Below are 23371 nucleotides of genomic sequence, written 5' to 3'. Positions count from 1 at the left end.
TTTCCATGATCGACGGATCCGGGATGAAACGGAATTCCAATCAACGGGGTTCTACATGTTCATGAACCCTTATGTGAAAAAATTACTCTCAGTTCGCGAGGTTTGGAAGGGACACCTCATTCCCGATCCGAAGGTGTTTCCGTTTTTATCCAAACGAATTGAAGGGATGTATCCGGAACCGCGTTGGTTGTCTGGAGATTGAGAGAGACGGCCTCCGGCGGTGGGTCCCTTGTCTTTCGTGGGCCTGCGTTTATCGCAGGCCTTTGGGTGTTCGAACGTTGGGGCGGCCTCCGACAAGCGGAGGCCCTACGAGAGAGGGAAGAGGGCGGCCTCCGGCCCTTCGGCCAACTCAGGGTGGTGAGCCTGTCGACACCACAAGCAGAGGCCCTACGGATGGGAAGGTGGTGGCGAGGCAGGTGTCTTTCGTAGGGCCTGCGTTTATCGCAGGCCGTTTGGGTGTTCGGACGCTGGCGGCCTCCGACAAGCGGAGGCCCTACGAGGGAGGGAAGAGGGCGGCCTCCGGCCCTTCGGCTAACTCAGGGTGGTGAGCCTGTCGACACCTCAAGCGGAGGCCCTACTGAGGGGAAGGAGATGACGGGGAGGTGGGGGTTCCGGCTCAGGGGAAAACATGTTCGTGCAGGAACTGCACGGCGCGGGCTTCGTGCCAGCAGTGCTGACGTGGATGGAGGTCGCTCAGAAAGCCAACGTGACCTCCGTGTCTTGGGGTTTCGAGGAAGAAGGCATCACTGGCACTGGCGATGTGCTCCGGCAAGCAACTGGCGGACAGGAATGGGTCATCCAGCGCATTGACCAGCAGGGTGGGCACGTCGATGTGCTGTAGCAACGGCAGACTACTGTTGCGCTGCCAGTAGTCTTCGGCAGATGCGAATCCATGGACCGGAGCAGTGTAGGCGCCATCAAACTCGGCAAAGGTGCGCATGCGGCGGAAGGAAGGGATATCAAAATCGGTGCCAATGGTCTGATTTTTCAGTTCCAGTTTGCGAGTCATGTCGCGCATGAAGCGGCGCATGTAAATGCGGTTGATGGGACTGGCCAATACAGTTGCGCTGCCTGCCAGATCCACTGGCACCGACACAGCGACACCGCCTACAACGGAAGCATGGCGACTGCCCTCGCCGAGGTATTTCAACAGCACGTTGCCTCCGAGGCTGAATCCGATCAGTGCAATTTTAGATTGGGGAAATTTATGCTGCACCCACTCCACGGCCACCTGAACGTCCTCGGTCACGCCGCTGTGGTAGGAGCGGGCAAATCGATTGGGCCGACCGCCGCAACCCCGAAAATTCAGCGCAACAGCCGCCCATCCGGCTGCGACTACGGCATTCGCCATGCCGCGAAGATAATGGCCTTGACTGGAACCCTCGAGTCCGTGCAGCAGCAGTACCGCGCGATTGGACTGAACAGTTGGATGCAGTACATCCACATCCAGAAAATCGTCATCCGGAGTCGCAAGTGTGAAGCGCTGATAGTGCGCTGGAGCCGCTTGACGAAAGAGGGCGGTGAAGATGGTGGAAGTGTGCCCATTGCGAAGCAACCAGGGCGCACGGTAGGAGCTGGATGACAGGACTGGCATCCCGTCAGAACTGCCGCATTCGGCGGGTCTTGGCAAAACCAGAATCTATTGTAGAAAAGCGATGGCGTGAAAAAGATGTAAAAACGAGAAAAATTTCCGTGATCTCCAGGCGGGGTTCATGTTAAAAAAGAGTGAATCCGTCCGCATATCCCGCTCTGGCCCAGTTTCCGCTTTCAAAGCGTTTGTCCTATGAAAGAGTCATTTCAAGCATTCGTTTCCCTTCTTACTGCAACTGCATTGTTTTCCAGTGCCTCTGCCATGCGCATGGAGGATCAAGGGGGCTACGCCCTGGAAAAAGGACTGCAATACTTTCATGGTGAAGGAGTTCCCTATGATTATGAAGCGGCGGCAAAGCATTTTCGCGAAGCCGCTGAACTCGGAAATGTGGAAGCGCACCTCAATCTTGGTTTTCTGTATGACCTGGGCATTGGGGTGGAACAAGACTACCGCAAGGCAGCAAACTATTACCGCCTTGCCGCAGATGCAGGGGATGCGACCGCACAGTTCAATCTGGGCATCCTCTATCGCTTTGGTCGCGGAGTGGAGGCGGATCCTGCAATTGCGGCGGTCTGGTATGAAAAAGCGGCCGAGCAGGGCTATGTCGATGCACAGTACAATCTGGGTGTGCTTTACGAAACCGGACAAGGCGTGGATGCAAATCTGCTGATCGCCGACATGTGGTACATTCTTGCCGCTGCAAGTGACCACGGCAAAGCCATGGAGCGACACGAGGCACTGGTCGTGCAGATGACCCCGGAGCAAATGCAGCAGGCCTGGGAATCTGCCTACGAACTTGGTGTGGCCATGGTTGCTCACGCCGACGAGACGGAGTGAGCCTGCCGGGTGGGAGTTCGGTGGCGACCGATCCCTATCGCATCGAGCGTGAGCGTTACAGGGAAACAGTGAAACGCTCGTCTGCCTTGAGATCCTTAAGGAAGGCAACGAGCAGTTTTACGGTGTTTTCCACGTCGTTGAGATCCACCGTCTCCACGGGTGAATGCATGTAGCGCAAAGGGATCGAAATCAGCGCGGACGGAATGCCAGTGCGTGTGTTGAAGATTCTGTCTGTATCGGTTCCGGTGAAGCGACTGGTGGCTTCGTGCTGGATCGGAATGCCCGCATTTGTGGCGGCTTTGACGAGGCGCTCGACGACCATGGGGTGGTTGGCTGTGCCGTAGGTGAGTGTGGGTCCAGCACCAAGTTTGATCTCGCCGTGTTTCTTTTTGTCAATACCAGGTGTGTCCGTGGCGTGCGTGACATCAAACACGATGGCAACATCGGGGAAAAGCCGATCTGCAATCATCATGGCACCATTGCCGCCCACTTCTTCCTGTACCGCGTTGACCGCATACACCGTTGCCTCAGGGCGTTGCCCCGGTTGTTGCAACTCTTCAAAAATGCGCGCGAGAATGAAACCCGAGATGCGATTGTCGACGGCGCGGGAGACGAGGCGGTTTTCGGAAAGTTCGAGCGGCTCGATATCATAGACCGCGCAGCAGCCCACCTGCAGTCCCTTTTCGTGCACCTCAATACGGGTGTTGACACCGACATCGACAAACAACTCGTGCCACTTCGGAGTCTTTTCATCACCGCTACTGTCACGCCTCAGGTGGATCGCGGTATTGCCGATCACGCCGCACACGGGTCCCTTTGAGCCAAAAAACACGACGCGCTTGCCGCGCGCGATGGCCACGTCAGAACCCCCATTGGCAATCACCGATACAAAGCCATCCTCTGCGATGTAATTGATCATGAACCCGATTTCATCGGCATGGGCTTCAATCATGACCTTGATCGCGTCGGGCGCTGCCCCATTGAGTGTGGCCCAGGTGTTGCCGTAGGCGTCATTTTCGACGGAATCTGCGAGCGGACGCAGGTAGTTCGCCCAGACGCGCTGACCGGGCATTTCACCACCGACCGGACTGGGAGTGGTGAGCAATTGTTGAAGGAAGGTTTTGTGTTCGGATGTCATATGGGTGTTCCGTTTGTAAAATAGGAGATCAGTCCGCACTGGCTGGCACGCGATCCTGTGTGGCGACGCATGGACGGGAGAATCCGGAAAAGGTCAAATCAGTCGTTGAGGAAATCCACCACCTTGCGGTGCAGTACCTTGTTCGAGGCGATGACGGAGTTGCCCTTGAGTGCGTCCTCGCCCTCCCAGTCGGTGATCACGCCATTGGCACCGCGAATGATCGGAATCATGGCGTGAAAATCCCATGGTGAAACAATGGGATCGACCATGATGTCTGCCCAACCACTCGCGAGCAGCAGGTAGCCGTAACAGTCTCCCCAGGTACGGTAGAGCTTCACGTTGGCGGCGAGCTTGTTCCACTTGACCTCACCCTTGTAGCGTGCCGGATTGATGGGGTCGGAGGTCAACAGGATGGCGTCCTCGATCTTTGCAGTCTTCCGCACGGTTACCTGCTTGCCATTGAGCCAGGTGGTTTCGCCGTCGCCGATCAGGATCTGATTGAGCACGGGTTGATGAATCATGCCGAGAATGGGTTCGCCCTTGTATTTCAGGCAAAGCACGGTGCCGAAGAGCGGAACACTGGTCATGAATGTTTTGGTTCCATCAATCGGGTCGATCATCCAGACGTAGTCGGCCTCCTCGTTTTCGCTGCCAAACTCCTCCCCGACGATTCCATGCTCCGGGAAGCGGGTGTGGATCATCTTGCGGATCAACTGCTCCGCCTCCCGGTCCGCCTGGGTGACGGGTGTTTGATCTTCCTTCAGCTCGGTGGCAAGGTTTTGCGAACCGAAGTAGCTGCAGATCAAACCACCGCTCTTGACCGCGAGCAGGTTGGCAAATTCCAGATATTCAGCAATAGTACTCATGTGGAAAAAGGGACACACCTCATCATGCCTTGCGGCAGGGGATCATGGCGGCATCTTTCATGCCGTGAATGATCTTTTTGTCAGCGGGACACAGGGTGGCGAGGATTCCGTGCAGCTCTGCACGACCATCGACGATAAAATAATAGGGGCAGAGCCTAACACGTCCACTCATCTCCTGCAAGCTTCCATCGTCCTGGTAAACCGGATGTTGCACCCGCATGGGTTTGCGGTAGCGCTGCAGCACGTAGAGGCTTTGCTGTGGACCCGCGATGGCATTGCTGATGGCGGCTTCCCAGGTTTCGCGTGGCACATCCGAGCCGAGCACGACACTGCGTGCTCCCCAGGCCGTTTCATCAAATCCACTGATTTTGAGGATGAGTTCCCGCTCCCGTTTGGAGGCTTCGCCGAGCTGGCGCCAATCGTGGATGGGTTGACCACCCACATGTGGGGCATCGAGCACCGCACAGGGCGGCACGGGTGAGGGGTCCATGATCCACGTTTTGGGGATGATCTTGTGCAGTAGCTTGAACTGTGCTCCGCTCAACTGCTCCTTCCAGAACGCCTGCAGCAGGGGGTGGTGGAATAACCCGAGTGCCAGTTTCTCCTCCTGAAAAGGACGCATCGGCGGGGTGACATTGAGTTGACCCTCCTTCCAGGCCTCCAGCATGTGGTCGAGTGAGGCGATATTTTCGAGGTCAAAGAGCTCCCAGAAGCGGTAGACGATGTCAATTTTCTGCGGATTGCCGTCGATGGCGACGCAGAGTTCATGCCCGAGCGGCATCACGTCGTTGGGATGGAAGACAAAGACGCGCTTGCCCAGCAGCTGCAGTTGTTCCGCGATCCACTGCATCTCGGGTCGGTAGGTGGCGGCTTCGTCGCTCACCAGAATCGCAATGAATGGAAAACTGCGCTCGGAGACGGAACCCGCAAGCGTGTCGTAGAATGCGAGCAGCATCGACTTCATGGAGCCGACGATCTCCTGTCGTTCTCCATTCCCGGCTGCGTCGACTCCATACAGCTGATTGAGGAATGCGGTCAGACCAATGCCACCGGGCACGGAATCCATCTCGGACAGGGCAAACCCGTCTTCGGTGATCAACAGATCTGGACGCAGGATCAGTGGAGTGCGACCCTTGAGGCGGTCATCCCGCGCGTGCTCGATCAGCTCGGCGGGCTTGCCACGGTCGAGGTAATCGGCAACCCACGGAGCTTTGAGTTCTTTGTTGCGCAACAGATTGCGGTCCTGGGCGGAGCGCAGGTAGAGCGTTTCGAGTGCCAGGTGAAAGGCATAACAGGCGTCACCAATGGCCTCAATGGTTTCGAGCTGGGCTGCGCTGAGCGGATAGGCCTCTGGCGATAGCTTCCAGGTTTTTGACTCAAAGAGCGGCGTGGCCTCGAAGGTCTCCTTTAACTGCTGGAATGAAAGCATGGCAGACTGTCCGAGTTAAAGGGATAACCTTCGAAAGGGAAGCGAAAAGCTCACGCATCCACATCCTGCACCATATCCTTGCGTGCCCGTGGTCCTCCCGCGCGCAACCAGGCATGGATGAATGGTTCAAGTTCGCCATCCATGACGCCTTGTACGTTGGAGGTTTCGACACTGGTTCGAAGGTCCTTGACCATCTGATAGGGTTGAAAGACGTAGCTGCGGATTTGGTTGCCCCAGCCCATTTCTCCCTTTTCCCCATAGAATTTTTCCATTTCCGAGCGCTTTTCATCCTGAATCTTCTCATAGAGCCGACTCTTGAGCGTTTTCATCGCGGAGGCCTTGTTCTTGTGCTGTGAGCGCTCGTTTTGGCAGGCGACCACGATGCCGGAGGGGATGTGAGTCAGACGCACCGCCGAATCTGTCTTGTTGACATGCTGCCCACCCTTGCCGCTGGAGCGGTAGGTGTCCACGCGAAGATCCTCTTCCTTGATTTCGACATCGACGTCATCCTCGATTTCTGCGACCACATCGACGGAGCAGAAGGACGTGTGCCGCCGCTTGTTCGAATCAAACGGGCTGATCCGCACGAGACGATGCACGCCGCGTTCGGCCTTGGCATAACCATAGGCATTGAACCCCACGATTCGCATGATTGCGCGGGAGAGGCCAGCCTCTTCTCCGGGTTGCAGGTCCTGAATATCGACCTCATAGCCTGCGCGCTCGGCCCATCGACTGTACATGCGGAAGAGCATGTCGGCCCAGTCGCACGACTCCGTTCCACCTGCACCGGCGTGGATGGTGAGAATGGCGTTGCTCTTGTCGAGCTTACCACTGAGAAAGGACTGCAGCTCGAGCGCATCAATTTTCTTCGCCAGTTCCTCGACGCTGGAGTTGACCTCATCCATGTAGAGTGCGGCCTCATCCTCGTCGGATTCGCGAACAAGATCGACGAGGGTTTTCAGATCCTCGAGTTTCTGGGTGAACTGTTCACACTCCCGTAGCACCTGCTTGAGGGAACTGAGTTCACTGGTGATTGTCTGCGCCTTTTCGGGGGAGTCCCAGAACGTGGCATCGGCCATCAACTCTTCGATTTCGGCAACTCGCTTTTGTTTGTTAGCGACGTCAAAGAAACCTCCATAAATATCCGGCTCGCTTGTTGATGTCTTCGATTTGAGAAAGGATTTCGGGTGTGATCATAAGCATCGATATCAGAACAGTCTTGCTTCGCTTTTCAAGATTTTATGCACTGGCGGCACAAGATGCGTATCTATTGGGATGTCACGAAAGTCAGTAAAAACCGGGTGTTTTCGGGATTGAACCGTGTATCCCAGCGCCTGCGACAGGCGCTGTCGGAAGCGGGTGAAGAAGTGATACCAGTGGCCTGGTCGCTGCGAAATTCCACCTACCTGTGTTTTCCTTCGCGGGAGCCAATCCACCCCACGACACGAGATGTGTTTGTGACTCCCGAGCTGTTCAGCGAGCACGAGCGGCCCGGGGCGAATGCCTGGGTGCAACGCTTCAAAGGGCGTTGTTTTGCGGTTTTTCACGATGCCATTCCGCTGAAGTTTCCAGAGTTTACATGGCCCAAAAGTGTGGCGCGTCATCCCTTCTACCTGAAGGATCTGGCGGCATACGACGGAGTCCTTGCCAACTCTCAACACAGCTGCGAGGAGTTGCTGGCGTATTGGGACTGGCTGGGGATTCAAGCAAATGCAACTGTTAGCACCATCCCGCTGGGTGCTGATTTTTCACGCGATCCCAGGGTGCTGACTTCGCATCCAAACTCACCCATCCTGCAGTTGCTGATGGTGGGGATTCTCGAACCCCGAAAAAACCACGATGTCGTGCTCAGCGCGATGGAGATTTTGCGCACGCAGGGAAAAGCAGTGCAACTGTCGATTGTGGGACGTGTGAACCCCCACTTTGGCAAACCCGTGCTCAGGCGCATTGAGACCCTCATTCGGCGCGGGCTGCCCATCCGCTTTCACCGTCAGGTCGAGGATTCCGAGTTGGTGCGCCTCTACGAGCAGGCGGACCTCACGCTCTTTCCGTCCCGGGTTGAGGGGAATGGGCTACCTGTGATCGAGTCGCTCTGGCGAGGCATTCCGACCATTGCGAGTTCGATTCCTCCTCATCTCGAGCACGCGAGCAGGGGCGGAGGCATCCGCATTGTGAACCCAATGGATGCCAGCCACCTCGCGGCCACACTGGATCAGTTTATCGATCAACCGGAGACGTTGGCAGACTTGAAGACCCAAGCGCTGCAACACGACCTTCCAACCTGGAAAGACAGTGCGCGAGTGACCCTGGACGCTCTGCGAAATCGGGCGCAACCACGTCGAACTTCGTCGCAGACATGAGAACTGCGATTACGGCAAATCCCTGGCGTATGGGTGCGGTGTGCGCGGTTGCGATTTTTTGCATCCTTCTGGGCATCAAGCTCTCCCTTCCCGGTGGATGGACGCGCCTGGGTGGGTTTGGAGAGCATTTCAGCGAGCGCTATCTTGGCGTGGTGCATGAGATGGATGCCTACATCAAACCCGATTCCGGTGGATATGATGGTCAGTTTTATGCGCAGCTGGCAACGGATCCGACCTTGCAGGAGAGTGCGTTTGATCAGGCCATCGATGAACCCTCCTATCGCGCTCGTCGCATCCTGCTCCCATGGATCGCGCATGTGCTGGCACTGGGAGATCCACAGCGCTCGATTCGGATCTATTGCAGCCTCAACGTATTCTGCTGGTTTGCTTTTGCGGCACTGATCTGGCGCTGGCTGGAGGTTCGTGATGCGCGAACCTTTGCGCGCTGGATGGCCTGCATTTTCAGCATGGGCGTGATGGATTCTGTGAAATATTCCCTTACGGATTTGCCTTCGATTCTGCTGATCCTGACATTGATCCGCTATGCCACCCATCGACCGCTTGTGGGGGGAGTGGGAGTTGTAGCATCGGTCTTTCTGAAAGAAACCAACATCCTCGCGATAACGGCAATGCCCGAGCTGAAAGGACAAACGGGCAAGAGTTGGAGATCCCTTTGGCCCTGGTTGCTGAGTACGGCTATGTCCATGGTTTTGTTTTGGCTGTGGTACCAGTACATTCACCTGCGGTTTGAACCCTTCCATGGCGTTCGGGGCAACTTCGACTGGCCGTTGGTTTCCATGCTGCGCAACGGGTTTGCGGGCATACAGGAGCTTGTTTCAGGAAACTGGGATGATCGTTACCTCTTCCGGACCCTTGCCATCATTGGCTTTGCCGTGCAGGGCATCTATTTGCTGACCCGTGCGCGCGACCTTGAGCTGCCGCTGGTGCGTCTGGGCTGGACCTTTGGCGCATTGTTCCTCGTGCTGGGAGATCTGGTCTGGTGGGGCTATTGGGCGGTCTGTCGCGTTGCGCTGCCCATGACCATTGCGTTCAATTTGCTCTACGCACCGAAAGGCAAACAAACATTCTGGTGGGGCCTGGTGTTGGCCAACCTGACCGTGATTCACGCGCTGTATCGCTTTTTGTAGAGAAAGACGGAACAGTGGTTTTGGCAGGAGTAACCAAAAAAGCCTGCTCCGTTGTGAGAGCAGGCTTTTTTGCAAATTCGAGTTGGCGAAGGGATCAGATGATGGGCTTGGTCTTTTGCAGACCAACCACGCGGTCGCCTTCATTCCACTGGCCGCGTTTTCTGAGCAAATCCACTCGCTCAAAACGCTTCAGAACATTGCGTTTCTTCTTACCGGCTGCGGAGCCTACCTTAAAGCTATTATGCTGTGACATGGGTCTGTGTTGGTTGAAAAGGGGAGATTAAGAGGAACTTGCTCATGCATTTCAAGCCCATTTTCAGAATTTTTCCCAACAGGAAGTGCTGAAGTGCTCAAGCTACTGGGATTCGCACATCCAGTCAAAGTAGGGTGCTGCGATGCCATCCATTCGCACCCAGAGCCACTGCGGCACATCGTAGGGGTGATGTTGTTCGAGAAACGCTTCGATTGCGGGAGCTTGGGTATCGAGAAATTTGAGCGTGATGCGGTACTCTTCGTCGGTGTGCAGCTGACCCTGCCAGGAGTAATGGGAACGTATGGGTGAAGACACCTGCGCGCATGCTACGAGGTGGTGCTCCAGTAGTGCAGCCGCGAGGGCGTCGGCTTGTTCCCGGCTCGCAGTGGTGGTCCATCCAACTGCTGCGATGGCGGAGCGGGCTGCGGGGGAATCGGGAATCATGATGATCTCACGGGTTGAAATTCCAGAGAATGGCAGGCTGGGTCAAATCCCCAGTTGCGTTAGGACGGGCATGAGCACATTTTATCATTGAAAACGGGTAAGGGAGATGCATGATGATGCGATTTGGTCCGCGTGCAGTCCTGTGCCGGATGCAGGTATCGGCATCAATCCAAACCCATTTCCGCAATTGAAAGACGAGTATTTAAAGCAAGCGCAGAAGGTGATTCAAGATCCAAACATTCTGGTGAATGTGGTTTCCCGGCGGGTGAAACAGCTCAAACACGGCAGTCGACCCCTGGTTGAATCCCTCGAACGACTCAACCCGGAAGATATCGCACTGCGCGAAATCATCGAAGGGAAGATCACTTACCAGCTCTACAACGCGGACGATCCGTTGAACTGAGGGTCGGCGATTCGGATCAAACTCCGGTCTTCCCCACTTTTTTCAGGCTGGAAACAGGGACAGTGTCCGGTTCCAGCCTTTTGTCATTGAGCAAATGGCCAAGTCCAAACAGCAAGAACGCAACAAGGAAATCCGCAATGCGAAGGTGCATCACAACTACTTCGTTACGGAGACCTATGAAGCGGGCATTGTATTGCGGGGCACCGAGGTGAAATCGGTGCGCCTGGGCAAGGCCCAGATCGCGGAGTCCTTCGCGCGCATCGACAAGGGTGAGGTGTTTCTCTACAATGCCCACATCAACGAGTATGCCTTTGGCAACCTGAACAATCACAATCCGACGCGTCCGCGAAAGTTACTGCTCAACCGGCGCGAAATTCACAAAATCCTGGGGTCCATCGAAAGCGGGGGCAAAACGCTCATCCCCACCCGGATGTATCTGAAACATGGCCTGGTAAAAGTGGAACTGGGCCTGTGCACTGGCAAAAAACTGCACGACAAACGCGAGACGCTGAAGCGCAAAATTGATCTGCGCGAGGCTGAACGGGCCATGAAGCGCACGCAGGTCTATCCTGCAGCGGGCCGCTGAGCTGGATTGAAGCGTTGAGGAACACGGTGAGCATGGATACGGGCACCCCCTTCAGGAACGCTTCACCTCCTCCCCGTTCGCCTTCTGCCCGGGGCCTGAAGACGGGACTGCCATCCTTGCGGGAAATTCCGGACTGGTTGCGCTGGCGTTTCACCGATGCCCAGCGCTTTCTGTTGCTCTGCATCATAGCCGGGGTGCTGTGTGGACTGGCGGGAGTAGGATTTCACCTTTCCATCCATTGGGTGTATGATACATGGTCCCACTCCTTCCGGGGAACTACGGGCTGGCAAAAGGTTGCGTTGATGATCGCATCACCGGCTATTGCTGGACTGATGGTGGGATTGATCCTGCAACACCTCGCTCCTACGGCAACGGGTAGTGGCATCCCCCAGACCAAACATGCGTATTACCAAAAATTTGGGTATATCGGTCTGAAGGAGGCCTTTTTCCGTTTTGTGGCGGGCACCTTGTTTGTGGGGCTTGGCAATAGCCTGGGAAGGGAGGGACCAACCGTGCACATTTGCAGCGCGATTGCCTCAAAAATCGGACAGTGGGCCGGCCTTGCGAAGTCGAGCGTGCGCGCCATGGTGCCTGTGGGCATGGGGGCTGGCATTGCGTCTGCCTTCAACACTCCAATCGCGGCGATTTTTTTTGTGTTTGAAGAATTGCTGGATGATTTCAGCAGCAAGGCACTCGGCGGCATTCTGGTGGCAGTGGTGATTGCTGCAGTTGTATCTCGGGCGATACTGGGTGAGCATGCAGCCTTTGTCTTGGACCTGCCTCCGTATCACATGAATGCATGGATGCTGGTATCGGTTGTGATGGGCATCAGTGCGGGATTTCTGGGGCACCTGTGGGTTACCCTGTTATTGTGGATGCGGTCACGGGTCAAACGATGGGGTGCGCCAGTCTGGATCAAGCCGGGCCTGGGAGGGCTGAGTGTGGGATTGATTGCCTACTCGGTCTATCAACTCACGGGAGGTGCCGAGGGCGTGTACAGCATCGGGTATCAGGATTTGAGTGCCGCATTGGGGGGCAAGCTGGTGTTGCCTGTCATCTTGGCCCTGTTTCTCGGAAAATTTTTCGCCACGCTGTTTGCCTATTGTTTTGGCGGCAGTGGTGGGATTTTTGCACCGGTCCTGTTCATGGGTGGCATGCTCGGTGCGCTGTTTGGGGAGAGTCTAACGTTGTATTTTGCGGTCCCGGATCGGGTGGACGCTGCCTGTGCGCTGTTGGGCATGGGGGTGTTTTTTGCCGCGGTGATCCGCTGCCCGCTGACCTCGATTCTCATTATTTTTGAAATGACGCGCAATTATTCGATCATTCTGCCGCTGATGACGGGCAACATGATTGCCTATGCGATTGCGGTGAAATTGCGTCCGATTTCGATCTACGATTCCCTGCTGCTGCAGGACCGCATCAGCCTGAAGCGCATGCCAAGTTATCGGGGAGAGCGGGACTGGCGAAACCTCCCGGTTTCAACGATCATGACGCATGAAGCGGTGACGCTTCGTGCTGAGGATACGGTGGAGCATAGCCTGCAAGGAGTCATTGCGGCGCAGCGACACCATGCCTATCCGGTGGTGGATGCTGCCGGGAAGCTTGTGGGGGTGATCACCCGGCACGAGTTGATGGAAGCAAGTCCGGAACGCAGGCATGACGAGGTTCAGGAACTGATGCCAACGAAGCGCCTGGTTACCCTGACGCCCGATACCTCCATCCGTGATGCAGCCAACATCATGGTGCTGGGGGATGTGGAACAGGCGCCAGTGGTGAGCAAGAGCGATGCGACGCGGCTGCTTGGTATTCTCACCTTGCACGATATTGCCCGACAGCAGAACGCGATTCAGGAGAAAGAGGATGGCTGATGGGGTTTGGGACAGCATCACCACCTATGGTGGCTCTGAAAACCGATGGTGCATTGTTTTGAGGGTTGTTTCATCGCGGCAACACCTACACTATTCAACCCACTCAGCCTTTCCGTGCAGATGGTTTCCTGCATGCCCGAAAGGCCAAGCAACCGCAAGCAAGTGACTATGGACAAAAAGATTCGCATTGGGATCATTGGCGCGGGCGAGAATACGCGCATCAAACACATACCCGGATTTCAGGCGATTCACGGGGTGGAGGTGGTGTGCGTGTGCAACCGACGTCCCAACAGTTCGCGTTCGGTTGCGGACCAGTTCAAGATCCCGCGCATTCACAATGACTGGCGCGAGGTGATCGCGGACCCGGAGGTGGACGCCGTGTGCATCGGCACCTGGCCCTACCTGCACTGTGATGCCTCCATCGAGGCACTTAAGGCGGGCAAACACGTATTGTGTGAAGCCCGCATGGGCATGAACCTGACCGATGCTGTTGAGATGGTCAACGCCGCGCGCTCCCAGCCGGATCTGGTGGCGCAGCTGGTGCCGGCACCCATGTCCCTCGATTTTGACCATGTGATCAAGAATACACTCGAGCGGGAGGAGCTGGGAGAGATTCGGGAGATTGTGCTCACGCACTACAGCCGCAGCAATATCGACCGCGAAGCTTCCATGCACTGGCGGCAGGACATGGATTTGAGCGGATGCAATGTGCTCACCCTGGGAATCTTCTATGAAATGCTTCACCGGTGGTTTCCGCAGGATCCGGAATGGTTGATGGCGGATGCTGCGATTTACACCCAGTTTCGCCAGGACAAGTTGTCCGGCAAAATCAAGGAAGTTAAAGTTCCCGATACCATCACGGTGCTTGGGCGCTACGGGAACGGAACGCGATTGGTGCTGAACATGACCGGAGTGGATGCGGGGCAGCCAGTCTCCGAAATCCGAATCCATGGTACCGAAGGTAGCCTGCGGGTGGATTTTCTGGAGATGTATCTGTTTTTTGCCCGCATGGGTCACGATTATGAAATTCCGATTGATGTGCCTCGGCAGACCCGTCGGGGCTGGCGCGTGGAAGAGGACTTTATTGCAAGCATTCGCACGGGCAAACCGGTGGAACTGACCAGCTTTGACGAAGGACTCAACTACATGCGCTTCACTCAGCGCGTTTACAACTCCTGGTCAAATGGGGGGATTAAGACCTGATGAGTCCACGTAACACCAGCCTTACGATGGTACTGGCGACGGGCAATGCGGGGAAAGTAAAAGATTTTCAGTTGCTTCTGGAAGCCTCTCCCTTGGACATTGATCTGAAATCGATGCAGTCCTTTGGCGGCATGCCGGAGGTGCACGAAAGTGAAACCACCTTTGCTGGCAACGCCCACCTCAAGGCACTGGCAGCACGTTCGAAGCTCCCCACCCACAGCGCGTTTTGGGTGTTGGCCGATGACAGTGGGTTATCGGTGGATGCACTTGATGGGGCACCCGGTGTGCAAAGTGCGCGCTTTGCGGGTGAGCATGCGACAGATGCTGAGAACCGGGAAAAGTTGCTCTCAAAGTTGCAGGGCGTGGAGGGAGCTTTGCGCAGGGCGTTTTTCACCTGCCACCTCTGTTTGATTGCACCGGATGGAACCCGGTATGATTTTGTCGGGAAACGCGTGGGTCACATCGCCAATGCAGCAAAAGGAAGCCGTGGCTTTGGGTATGATTCTCTCTTCATTCCCGAGGGTGAAACCCAAACGTGGGGGGAACTTCCGGAATCCACCAAAAACGCTCACAGCCATCGGGGAAATGCAGTTCAACAGATGCTCGATTGGCTGTCGTCAGTCACCCCCCCGCAATGAAGTTCGATTTTTTTGAGCATTTTTTGGGAAGGGATTGTCCTAAAGCTGGTATGAAATGCCTTTGACGCCGATATCGTCTTGACTCGAAACTTGAGTGCATATCAAGCTTTCGGTGAGTATTCGGAGGTGTTTTTCCCACATTCGCCAGTTGAAGCGCCAGCGCGGGCTGCTCCCACGTAATCCCCTGTTGCACGCTTTATTCCAGACCCATCGACCACTATGTTCCGGTTTCGCAACACACTTTGTCTCAGCATCCTTTTTTTGGTATCAACGATTTCCCTGAAGGCTCAGGGCAATGATCCTGCTCTCGACAGCTACTACGCCGCCAACGCGCTCTACAATAAAAACCTGTATGAACTCGCGGTGGACGAATACAAAACCTTTGTTGCGCGCTATCCGCGGCATGAGAAGATTTTGCACGCAAAATTTGGACTCGCGTTTGCGCTTTACAATCTGGGCCGCTACCAGGAAGCAGAGCGCCAGCTTGCGGAATTGGCCCGTGAGCAGGATACTCCGAAAAAGGAGCAAGTGCATAATTTCTGGGGGCAGTGTCTGCTCATCCTGGGGCGTCCTGCTGAGGCTGAGGCGGCTTTTCTGTGGAGTGTGAATCGCGGTAAGGAGCGCCTCTTTCTCGATCTTCCGGGCATGGGGGGGCAGTATCAGGAAGCTCCGGAGCTGGCTTCCAGCTCGATTCAGGATCTCGATCCTCTGGAACGCGCGATGGTGGGACTCATTGAGGCCCTGTTTCAACAGGCCAAATGGTCGGGGGTTTCATCGTTTTCCCAGGAGTTTATTGAATTGGTGCCCGAGAGTGAGCACATCTCCCGGGTGCGCTTTCAGAGTGCATTTGCGAAGTATGAGCTGCAGGAATACCGGGAAGCCTCTGTGATTTTGGAGGACATCAAACTCTACCATCGCCTGTCTCCGTTTTACGAGCACTCCGTGTTTCTCTTGGCCGAATGCCAGCGTGAATTGGGTAATTTGGATGTTTCGGCAACCAACCACAGCATTGTCGCCCGCGAGGTGAAGGGCGAGTTTGCGGGGAACTCTCTCTTCCGTCTTGGATTCATCCGGTTTACCCAGAAAAACTATGAGCAGGCAGCAAAGGACTTTGAAGACCTTCGTCTGCTTTATCCGCAGAGTGAGTACTACAATGATGCGGGAATCTACCTGGGGCGCTCCCTGCTCGAATCGGGTGCATTTGTGCGGGCGCAGGAGGTTTTTGGCAGCCTGACCTCGGTTGGGCCGGTTGCATCGGAAGCGACGCTCTGGCTGGCGCGCACCTTTCTTCGCCAGCGCGAGTTTCAGCAAGCACTTGATGTGTTGGGACCGGCAATCCGCAATTTTAACAATGATTCGCGACTCAACCAGTTTGTTTTTGAGTATGGAAATTCCCTGATGGGATTGGGGCAAAACCGGGAGGCCGCAGATGTGTTCAAACGTGTGGTGCAGGAGTTTGAGGAGAGTATTCTTACGCCCCAGGCCTTGCGACTGCGAGCGTTTTGCCTGCTCAACGACGAAAACTATGTCGAGAGTTTGACGGTGTGTGAACGCTTCCTGCAGGGGTATCCCAATGATCCCTCATACCGGGATGTTGCGTTCATGCGTGCGGAGAACTTCTTCTTTCTCGACCGTCCCGACGAGGCCATTCGAGCCTATCAGCAGTTCATCCCGTGGGACCGCCGCACCGAGTATACGGACGAGGCCCGGTTTCGCATCATCCAGATCCACGCAGAGCAGAAAAAATGGAACGAATTGCTGGACGAAATTTACGAACTCAAGCGCGAGGGGAATCCGGAGGGAGAGTTTTTTGATCAGCTCGACTACATTGAGGGTCTGACATACTACAACCTCTCCCGCTGGGATAATGCGATTCAGTCCCTTGAGGCATTCATTCGGGAAGATCCCAAGCGTCTGAATGCAGATATTGCGCAAATCAAGCTTGCCCAGTCCTACGAATCCAAGCGCGATGTGGCCAAGGCCAAGCTCGCGCTCGAAGTGCTCGTGCAGGACAATCCGGAGAGTCAGTATCTGCCACAGGCACTCGCAGAACTGGGGCGGTTGAACTACCTCGAAGGCAACCGGGATTTGGCTGAGACGTATTTCAACCGGGTTTCCACTGAATTTCAGTCGAGTCCGTTTTTTGCGCAAGCCCAGTATTATCAGGGTTGGATTGAAATGAATCGGGACAACCTGCTGCGCGCGATCGGATTTTTTGATAAGGTGGCGAGCAACTTTCCGGATGACGAACTCGCCATTGATTCGCTCTACAAAAAGGGGCTGCTCTATCTCGAAATGAATCAACCCGGCAATGCGCAGGTTGCCTTCAAGAATTTCCTGGAACGCTATCCAAACGATGAGCGCTTTGACCAGGCCTCTTTCTATTACGGACGCAGTCTTTCGCAGCTGCAGCGCTACTCCGAGGCCATGTCAGTCTTTAACGGGCTTGTCGGACGTTCGCGTGACAATGACCTTTCTGCACGCACACTCTACGAGATGGCCTGGTGCAATCAGGGACTGGCCAATCTGGAATCTGCCAAAGCACGCTACCAGGATCTCATCAATACCCACCCCGATCATCCGCTCACCCGCCGCGCCATTTTTGAGCTGGCTGAGATTGAGTATGAAGAAGAGAACTATGATGGAGCCATTGCCCGGTTGGATGTCTTGCTTGCCGGAAATCTGGATGAAGCGTTAAGGGAGCGCGTGCTCAACCGCATGGGATGGAGTCTTCTCGGGCGCGGGCAGGATCTTGCGGCAGCGGAAGTGTTTGAGCAGATGCTGCGGGACTTTCCCAATTCGGAGTTCACCGGCATCGCATCCTACCAGGCAGGAGAAGTGCGGTTGACGCGCAAGGAGTATCGTGAGGCACAGATTCATTTCGAACGCGCACGTCGCTTTGCGAAGGAAGAACGACTGTTGCAGCAGTCGACTCTTCGCCTTGGTGAGACTCACACCTACCTGAATGAGTGGGAACAGGCGGAGCCGATTTTTGCACAGTTTTATTCAAAGTTTCCAAACTCCGAATTCGTTCGCCGCGCTCTGCTTTGGCTGGGTTGGTCGCAGGAGAATTTGGGACGGTATGAACAGGCCATTGCCAATTACCGACTGGTGCTGCGTGGGGGGAAGCGGGATGAAATCGCTGCTCGCAGCCAATTCCAGATCGGTCAGAGCCTGATCAAGATGGGAGAAAAGGAGCAGGCGGTTCGCGAACTCGTGCTTGTGGATGTCAACTATGCATACCCCGTATGGAGTGCGCGCGCGATTCTTGAGATCGGGCGAGTGCTGGATACCCAGGATCATCAACGCGAGGCGCACGATCGCTTCCGTGAGGTTATTCTGAAATTTCCCGATACGGATGAAGCATCGCTTGCAAGGGACATCCTCCGCGAACGCGGGGTTACCATTTAACCATTTGAGGATCGAGGAAGGAACGACATTCACATCATGCTAACACACCAACGTAATCTTCTATTCATGGGTCTGGCAGCCGTCCTGGCCGGAATGGCCCTCATGGGGCAGACGGTCGAGACCGTGCAAACCGTGGAGCGCACCGATTCGCTGTTCACACTGTTGTCCAAGGGAGGCATCGTCATGATTCCGCTGGCATTGTGTTCGGTGCTTGCGGTAACGATCACGATGGAGCGATTCATCAGTTTGGGTCACAAAAACATGGTTCCCTCCGGACTCGAAGATGAACTCATCGGTGTGCTTGATGGCACAAAATCGGGCAAGGTTGGCAAGGCCAAGGAGGTATGCAAAAATCACCCCGGCCCACTTGCGGACATGTTTTTGACCGGTCTGGACCATTGGGAACACGAAACGGTGGAAGTGGAGAAGGCCATGGCGGATACTGCGAGCCTGCGTGTGCGTAAACTGCGTCGTAGCATTCGTTCGCTTCGCTTGATCGGGAGCGTCTCCCCGCTGCTCGGACTTCTGGGAACCGTGGTCGGGATGATCCGGGCATTCCAGACAGTTGCGTTGAGCAGTCAGTCGATCAATAAGGCCGAATTGCTCGCTGAGGGGATTTACCAGGCGATGGTCACCACGGCGGCGGGACTGACGATCGCAATCCCGACCCTGATCGTCTATTTTTATTTCAACAACCGGATCGACAAGATCGCGGAGAACTATGAGGAGATTGGAAATCGCTTTATTTTCCGCTTCTTCCGCACCCGACTCAAGCTGGAGGCCTGATTTATGAGAATCGATTCCGGCGAAGACGTGGGGGCAGATCAGCTCATTGATACCTCCTCGTTGGTGGACATCATGTTCATCCTGATCATCTTCTTTCTGGTCACGATGTCGTTCCACGAGCAGGAGACGGATATGGCGGTGAACCTGCCTGAAACCGATCTGACCCTGAGTTCGGCAGTGCAGGTGCTTGTCATCAACATCCGCAATGACGGAAGCTACTATTTGAATGACCGTCGCATGGACCTCGAGGGACTCAATGAGGAGTTGATCGATGTGGTGCAGCGCAACCCGGACCAGAAGGTGCTTGTGCGCGCGGACCGCAATGCCCTGCACGGCCAGGTAGCGCAGGCGATTGCGTCGTGCCGAAGGGTGGGCATCAGCGAAGCCAACATTGGTTACATGACCACCTTGTAGGCTTCAGTAATGACATTCCCCGTTTACAGATTGCAGCACTCACAAAGCAGCGATTCCAGAATTTGAGCATGGGTATTTCCGAGACCATCAAGAAGGCATTGAGCAAGTTCATCGTATCTCCGGTGTTCCTCGTGCTCGCTGCGCTGATCGTGTTCAGCATCGGAATGTTGTTTGGGCTTGGATATCTGCGGTATTATGTGGATGGGGAGAGCATCAACCGCCGTGCCATTCACTCCACGCTGGTGCTCAATCTCTGGGAACAGCCCGAGTTTTTGAAAGGGGAACTGAATTTGCTGCGTGGCAACATGGAAGCGACGGTGTCTGAGGATGGCAATACGCTGATCCTCTCCCGTATGTTTTCGAGAGACAACATGGATCTCTTCATCTCCGAGCGCGGTGAGCAGGGATGGAGCAAACCTGTTGCCCTGAGCGGATTCATCAATACCGGTTATGACGAACGCGGACCGAGTCTCAGCCGTGACGGGAACTGGCTGATTTTCCAATCCAACCGCCCGAGCACCCGAGGTGGCTACGACCTTTACATCAGTCAGCGAACAGGGGATCGATGGACGGAACCCGTGAATCTCGGGGAAACCGTGAATTCGGAGCACGATGAAGGGTTTGCGACATTTTCACCCGATGGGAAATCCATTTTTTTCTCTTCGAATCGTCCCAAGCCGCTCGGTGCAGTGGTTGAGTCGGAAAAACAGAACCTTCGCCCGGATGGGGAAGCAGATGCAGCGGATTGGGACCTCTATCGCAGCGATGTGATCATGGAAGGTGTGCCTGCTTCGGAGACGCTGCCAATCTTTGGGGATTCGCATTACCTCGAACGTGTGAATTCCGAGTGGGATGAGTTTCATGCGGCGATGCCCAATGGCTCGGATATTTTGTACTTTTCCTCGGATCGACCGGGCGGAGTGGGTGAGAATGACATTTGGTTGAGCCGCTTCTTCCAGGGCGAGTACATCGAACCGGAGAATCTGGGAAAGCCCGTCAACTCAACCATGGACGAGTATTACCCGACCTTTTACTCCCGTGGATCGGAGATGATCTTTGTTTCCAACGTCTACTCGATCCATCCGCGCATGCTGAAGTACTACAGCACCCAATCCCGGCAGGTACTCAGTCGATTTGACTATGATCTGCTGCGAAATGTGCTGCTCATTGTATTGCTGCTGGTGCTGGCTGGATTGGCGATCCACTACCTGCTCAAGCTGTTGCTCGACTCGGAGTTGAAGTTGCTGCCGCGATGTCTGATCGCATCCTTTTTGCTGCACTTGATTCTTGCGGCGCTATCCGGTTCCCTTTTCCTGACCTCAAAAATCGAGGAGAGACTTGAGGCGAGCCTTCAGGAAATGACGGTCAACATGAATGCGCTGGCTCAGGAGAGCATTGCAGTGGCGATCCGGGAGAGCATTGCATCACTGCCCCAGATGCAGTCACCCGACATGACCCAGCAGGTGGAAGTCGAAATTCCACTGCAAACCGAAACCCCGATCCAAAATCGTGTGAATCCATACCCGGATACCGTATCGGTTAAGCAGACCAGTTTGAATTCGGAACGACTCACCCAGGTGCAGCAAGCGCAGTCCACCATTCCCAACGCCAGCACCGCAAGCAAGGTTGCCAAGTTGAGTTTTTCGCAGTCGAACCTGCTCATGGAAAGTCCGCAGGGCATCATCCAGTCGGGAGAAGGTGACCAGACGGAACCCTCGGACCGTCAGCCCGAACCTCAGCAGGAGACACGTCGCATTGCCGACAATGTTCTGGAAGCCCCTTCATACGATCCGGGCGATACCACACGAGGCGAAATCTCCGATGTGGTTACCGAAGCGGTGCAGTCTGCTTCAATTGCGGCGGCTTCGCGCTCCCGTTCATCGGGCAATCTGGCGCAGACGATTGTCAAAGGCGTAAACTCGGCAATGGCCGACAACCGCTCACTGGAGATGGCTCCCAGTTCGCCCACCAGCGTGGCGTTTGATCAGGCCTATGGCACGCTGGTCTTTGATGCGGATTTTGTCATGGAGATGCTTTCGGAAATGGATGAAGAAGAGGAAGAGGATCTTTTCCAGCGCTTTCTGGGCAACGCAACGGGGCGATTGCAAACAGCCTCGCGCTTCGGCTTTGATCGTCGCTTTGAAGATGTTCGCATTCCGGCTCCGGATGGCAGTTTTGAGGGCAAACACGAATTGGATCGAGTGCGGGAAACGCGCAGTCGGGATCCTGAGCGATCCCTTTCGGGGGTTTCATCCTTGCTCAAGACCCGCATGCCCGGCCTGACCATGGAAGTCGACAGCGAACTGGAAATCCCCGAATACATGCTCGAGGATCTGGAGTCCGAACCCGTGCGCCCGGTTTTCTGAGGCACTCCTACACTCAGTGCTGGAAGTAAGCGTCACTTCGGCTCCTGGAGATAGCGGCAAGTGCCGAATCCATGCAATACTGGCTAGTTGAAAAAGCTGGTGGGCCCTGTCGGATTCGAACCGACGACCAAGGGATTATGAGTCCCCTGCTCTAACCGCTGAGCTAAGGGCCCACGAAAAGACAGGTGATTGTTTGGGATTTGGGCAAAAGCGCAACCCTGATTTGGAGGCTCCGACAGTCTGAGGCGAAAAAGTTCGTTTTGGACGGTGAATTGGCGCAAAATTGCATTTCATGATGCAGCGACGATCCTTTTTGAAAGTGGTTCCGGCGATGGCGGGGGGCAGTTTATTGCTGGCGGGCAACCCCAAATCTGAAACACAGGAGCAGGGTTATGATGCGAAACGCAGTGGCGCGCAGATCCGTGAGCTTTGGGTAGAGATGCTCGAAGGCATTGCTTCGCCGGTTTTGCGGGCGGGCAGTGGGCGCGAGCTGAAGCAACGCATGCCGGTTGAAAAATCACCAGAAGCTTGGGATGAGCGTGAGTGCACGTATCTGGAAGCGGTGGGTCGGTTGCTGGCGGGCATTGCCCCCTGGCTGGAATGTGATGAAGTGGGATCGCAGTCCGAGCGTGTGCTGAAAGATCAGTTTCGGCAACAGGCGGTGGAGACCGTGCGTTCCATTGTGGATCCGGATTCCCCCGATTATCTCTTTGCGCGCATGGAGAAGCAGATGCTGGTGGACGCTGCTTTTCTTGCACACGCGATGCTGCGTGCACCCCGGCGCTTGTGGCAGGCGCTGGATTCGACGGATCAGGCGCACCTGGTTCGATGCCTGCGCGCGACGCGCGAGGTCAATCCCTACTACTCGAATTGGCTGCTCTTCAGTGCGATGGTGGAGGCATTTTTCCTGAGGTTTGGGCTACCCTTTGACGAGATGCGCATGAGCCTTCCGCTCAACAAGCACAAGGAGTGGTATCTGGGCGATGGCATGTATGGGGATGGACCCGAGTTTCACTGGGATTATTACAACAGTTATGTGATCCAGCCCATGCTGATGGATTTGGCGAGCACAATGCAGGCGAACGCAATGATCTCGGATGCGACTGTGGAAGCGATTGCCCGTCGCTTTTCACGTTATGCAGCCATTCAGGAGCGACTCATTGCTCCCGATGGCACCTTCCCTGCGATTGGGCGATCCATCGTGTACCGCATGGGTGCGTTTCAGCACCTGGCGCAGGCGGCTCTGCAGGAACGCTTGCCTGAAACCCTTGCACCCGCGCAGGTGCGCGAGGCGATGACCGCAGTGATGTTACGCCTGATGCAGGCACCGGGCACTTATGATGCCGGAGGATGGTTGACCATTGGATTGGTGGGCCATCAGCCCGCTCTGGGAGAGGCCTACATCTCGACGGGGAGCTGCTACCTTTGTGCGACGGGCCTGCTCCCGCTCGGATTGCCTCCGCAGCACGCATTCTGGAGCGGAGACGCTCAGCCCTGGACGTCCGTGCGCCTGTGGAACGGGGAAAACCTGATGCGCGATGCAGCACTGAAGGAGTGAGGCGGTTTGGCTTATACCCTTTAGGGTTTAAACAACTCAATCAGGTAACATCGGCTGGCGAATGCCAGCCTC

At 55.5% G+C, this 23371-nt stretch carries 20 protein-coding genes and 1 tRNA gene; 13 read left to right on the top strand and 8 right to left on the bottom strand.

Going from position 1 to position 23371, the window contains the following annotated elements:
- Positions 1-616 precede the first annotated feature (616 nt).
- Positions 617-1594: an alpha/beta fold hydrolase gene (locus tag ABQ298_05835; protein MEQ9823885.1), complete on the bottom strand. Its 978-nt coding sequence runs from the start codon at positions 1592-1594 to the stop codon at positions 617-619.
- A 189-nt stretch (positions 1595-1783) separates the two neighbouring features.
- Between ABQ298_05835 and ABQ298_05830 the strand changes: the two genes are divergently transcribed.
- Positions 1784-2428, top strand: a complete 645-nt coding sequence (locus ABQ298_05830) for a tetratricopeptide repeat protein (protein ID MEQ9823884.1) — start codon at positions 1784-1786, stop codon at positions 2426-2428.
- Positions 2429-2483: 55 nt separating this feature from the next.
- Here ABQ298_05830 and ABQ298_05825 read toward each other — a convergent pair whose 3' ends face one another.
- From ABQ298_05825 to prfB, 4 genes are all read right to left on the bottom strand, one after another.
- Entirely contained in the window at positions 2484-3566 is a 1083-nt protein-coding gene (locus ABQ298_05825; protein MEQ9823883.1) for a M42 family metallopeptidase, read from the bottom strand.
- Positions 3567-3664: 98 nt separating this feature from the next.
- The gene (gene hisN / locus ABQ298_05820) at positions 3665-4432 is read right to left on the bottom strand and encodes a histidinol-phosphatase (protein ID MEQ9823882.1); all 768 of its coding nucleotides are present in this window, start codon (positions 4430-4432) and stop codon (positions 3665-3667) included.
- Between the two features lie 22 nt (positions 4433-4454).
- Positions 4455-5861, bottom strand: coding sequence for a hypothetical protein (locus tag ABQ298_05815; GenBank protein ID MEQ9823881.1), 1407 nt, complete (start codon positions 5859-5861; stop codon positions 4455-4457).
- 50 nt (positions 5862-5911) lie between these two features.
- Positions 5912-7058, bottom strand: a protein-coding gene (prfB, locus tag ABQ298_05810; protein MEQ9823880.1) for a peptide chain release factor 2 whose coding sequence is annotated in 2 segments (ribosomal slippage) — positions 5912-6985 and positions 6987-7058 — 1146 coding nt in all. Because the reading frame shifts where the segments join, the coding sequence is not laid out codon by codon here.
- A 44-nt stretch (positions 7059-7102) separates the two neighbouring features.
- Here prfB and ABQ298_05805 point away from each other — a divergent pair.
- Positions 7103-8221, top strand: coding sequence for a glycosyltransferase (locus ABQ298_05805; GenBank protein MEQ9823879.1), 1119 nt, complete (start codon positions 7103-7105; stop codon positions 8219-8221).
- Positions 8218-9369, top strand: coding sequence for a hypothetical protein (locus tag ABQ298_05800; protein MEQ9823878.1), 1152 nt, complete (start codon positions 8218-8220; stop codon positions 9367-9369). Before ABQ298_05805 ends, ABQ298_05800 begins: the two co-directional genes overlap by 4 nt.
- A 94-nt stretch (positions 9370-9463) precedes the next feature.
- Here ABQ298_05800 and ABQ298_05795 read toward each other — a convergent pair whose 3' ends face one another.
- Both ABQ298_05795 and cutA read right to left on the bottom strand, forming a co-directional pair.
- Complete coding sequence (locus ABQ298_05795; protein ID MEQ9823877.1) at positions 9464-9622, bottom strand: small basic protein; 159 nt, start codon at positions 9620-9622, stop codon at positions 9464-9466.
- 102 nt (positions 9623-9724) lie between these two features.
- Complete coding sequence (cutA, locus tag ABQ298_05790) at positions 9725-10066, bottom strand: divalent-cation tolerance protein CutA (protein ID MEQ9823876.1); 342 nt, start codon at positions 10064-10066, stop codon at positions 9725-9727.
- Positions 10067-10253: 187 nt separating this feature from the next.
- Here cutA and ABQ298_05785 point away from each other — a divergent pair, with 187 nt between their 5' ends.
- The 9 genes from ABQ298_05785 to ABQ298_05745 all read left to right on the top strand — a co-directional run bounded on the left by ABQ298_05785 (position 10254) and on the right by ABQ298_05745 (position 21741).
- The gene (locus ABQ298_05785; protein ID MEQ9823875.1) at positions 10254-10469 is read left to right on the top strand and encodes a DNA-directed RNA polymerase subunit omega; all 216 of its coding nucleotides are present in this window, start codon (positions 10254-10256) and stop codon (positions 10467-10469) included.
- Positions 10470-10563: 94 nt separating this feature from the next.
- On the top strand, positions 10564-11055 hold the full coding sequence (gene smpB / locus ABQ298_05780; GenBank protein MEQ9823874.1) for an SsrA-binding protein SmpB: 492 nt from the start codon (positions 10564-10566) through the stop codon (positions 11053-11055).
- A gap of 116 nt (positions 11056-11171) precedes the next feature.
- Complete coding sequence (locus ABQ298_05775; GenBank protein ID MEQ9823873.1) at positions 11172-12923, top strand: chloride channel protein; 1752 nt, start codon at positions 11172-11174, stop codon at positions 12921-12923.
- A gap of 168 nt (positions 12924-13091) precedes the next feature.
- Positions 13092-14126, top strand: coding sequence for a Gfo/Idh/MocA family oxidoreductase (locus ABQ298_05770; protein ID MEQ9823872.1), 1035 nt, complete (start codon positions 13092-13094; stop codon positions 14124-14126).
- Positions 14126-14764, top strand: a complete 639-nt coding sequence (rdgB, locus tag ABQ298_05765) for an RdgB/HAM1 family non-canonical purine NTP pyrophosphatase (GenBank protein ID MEQ9823871.1) — start codon at positions 14126-14128, stop codon at positions 14762-14764. Before ABQ298_05770 ends, rdgB begins: the two co-directional genes overlap by 1 nt.
- Positions 14765-15025: 261 nt before the next feature.
- The gene (locus tag ABQ298_05760) at positions 15026-18175 is read left to right on the top strand and encodes a tetratricopeptide repeat protein (GenBank protein ID MEQ9823870.1); all 3150 of its coding nucleotides are present in this window, start codon (positions 15026-15028) and stop codon (positions 18173-18175) included.
- A gap of 36 nt (positions 18176-18211) precedes the next feature.
- Complete coding sequence (locus tag ABQ298_05755) at positions 18212-18961, top strand: MotA/TolQ/ExbB proton channel family protein (GenBank protein ID MEQ9823869.1); 750 nt, start codon at positions 18212-18214, stop codon at positions 18959-18961.
- A 3-nt stretch (positions 18962-18964) separates the two neighbouring features.
- Positions 18965-19375: a biopolymer transporter ExbD gene (locus ABQ298_05750; protein MEQ9823868.1), complete on the top strand. Its 411-nt coding sequence runs from the start codon at positions 18965-18967 to the stop codon at positions 19373-19375.
- 68 nt (positions 19376-19443) lie between these two features.
- Positions 19444-21741, top strand: a complete 2298-nt coding sequence (locus ABQ298_05745; protein MEQ9823867.1) for a hypothetical protein — start codon at positions 19444-19446, stop codon at positions 21739-21741.
- A gap of 97 nt (positions 21742-21838) precedes the next feature.
- Here the strand turns inward: ABQ298_05745 and ABQ298_05740 are convergent.
- Positions 21839-21914: transfer RNA gene (locus ABQ298_05740), tRNA-Ile, on the bottom strand.
- Positions 21915-22033: 119 nt separating this feature from the next.
- Between ABQ298_05740 and ABQ298_05735 the strand changes: the two genes are divergently transcribed.
- A complete protein-coding gene (locus ABQ298_05735; GenBank protein ID MEQ9823866.1) occupies positions 22034-23299 on the top strand; it encodes a DUF2264 domain-containing protein in 1266 nt (421 codons plus the stop codon).
- Positions 23300-23371: the final 72 nt, after the last annotated feature.

The organism is Puniceicoccaceae bacterium (genome assembly GCA_040224245.1).
GTDB lineage: Bacteria > Verrucomicrobiota > Verrucomicrobiia > Opitutales > JAFGAQ01 > JAKSBQ01.
Note: the sequence above shows the minus strand (reverse complement) of the source record. Positions and strands in the feature narration are given on the sequence as shown.

Bases quoted from the DNA above. Each gene is read 5' to 3' on its own strand.
- ABQ298_05835 (MEQ9823885.1), bottom strand. From the start codon at position 1,594: ATGCCAGTCCTGTCATCCAGCTCCTACCGTGCGCCCTGGTTGCTTCGC.
- ABQ298_05830 (MEQ9823884.1), top strand. From the start codon at position 1,784: ATGAAAGAGTCATTTCAAGCATTCGTTTCCCTTCTTACTGCAACTGCA.
- ABQ298_05825 (MEQ9823883.1), bottom strand. From the start codon at position 3,566: ATGACATCCGAACACAAAACCTTCCTTCAACAATTGCTCACCACTCCC.
- hisN (MEQ9823882.1), bottom strand. From the start codon at position 4,432: ATGAGTACTATTGCTGAATATCTGGAATTTGCCAACCTGCTCGCGGTC.
- ABQ298_05815 (MEQ9823881.1), bottom strand. From the start codon at position 5,861: ATGCTTTCATTCCAGCAGTTAAAGGAGACCTTCGAGGCCACGCCGCTC.
- ABQ298_05805 (MEQ9823879.1), top strand. From the start codon at position 7,103: ATGCACTGGCGGCACAAGATGCGTATCTATTGGGATGTCACGAAAGTC.
- ABQ298_05800 (MEQ9823878.1), top strand. From the start codon at position 8,218: ATGAGAACTGCGATTACGGCAAATCCCTGGCGTATGGGTGCGGTGTGC.
- ABQ298_05795 (MEQ9823877.1), bottom strand. From the start codon at position 9,622: ATGTCACAGCATAATAGCTTTAAGGTAGGCTCCGCAGCCGGTAAGAAG.
- cutA (MEQ9823876.1), bottom strand. From the start codon at position 10,066: ATGATTCCCGATTCCCCCGCAGCCCGCTCCGCCATCGCAGCAGTTGGA.
- smpB (MEQ9823874.1), top strand. From the start codon at position 10,564: ATGGCCAAGTCCAAACAGCAAGAACGCAACAAGGAAATCCGCAATGCG.
- ABQ298_05770 (MEQ9823872.1), top strand. From the start codon at position 13,092: ATGGACAAAAAGATTCGCATTGGGATCATTGGCGCGGGCGAGAATACG.
- rdgB (MEQ9823871.1), top strand. From the start codon at position 14,126: ATGAGTCCACGTAACACCAGCCTTACGATGGTACTGGCGACGGGCAAT.
- ABQ298_05755 (MEQ9823869.1), top strand. From the start codon at position 18,212: ATGCTAACACACCAACGTAATCTTCTATTCATGGGTCTGGCAGCCGTC.
- ABQ298_05750 (MEQ9823868.1), top strand. From the start codon at position 18,965: ATGAGAATCGATTCCGGCGAAGACGTGGGGGCAGATCAGCTCATTGAT.
- ABQ298_05745 (MEQ9823867.1), top strand. From the start codon at position 19,444: ATGGGTATTTCCGAGACCATCAAGAAGGCATTGAGCAAGTTCATCGTA.
- ABQ298_05735 (MEQ9823866.1), top strand. From the start codon at position 22,034: ATGATGCAGCGACGATCCTTTTTGAAAGTGGTTCCGGCGATGGCGGGG.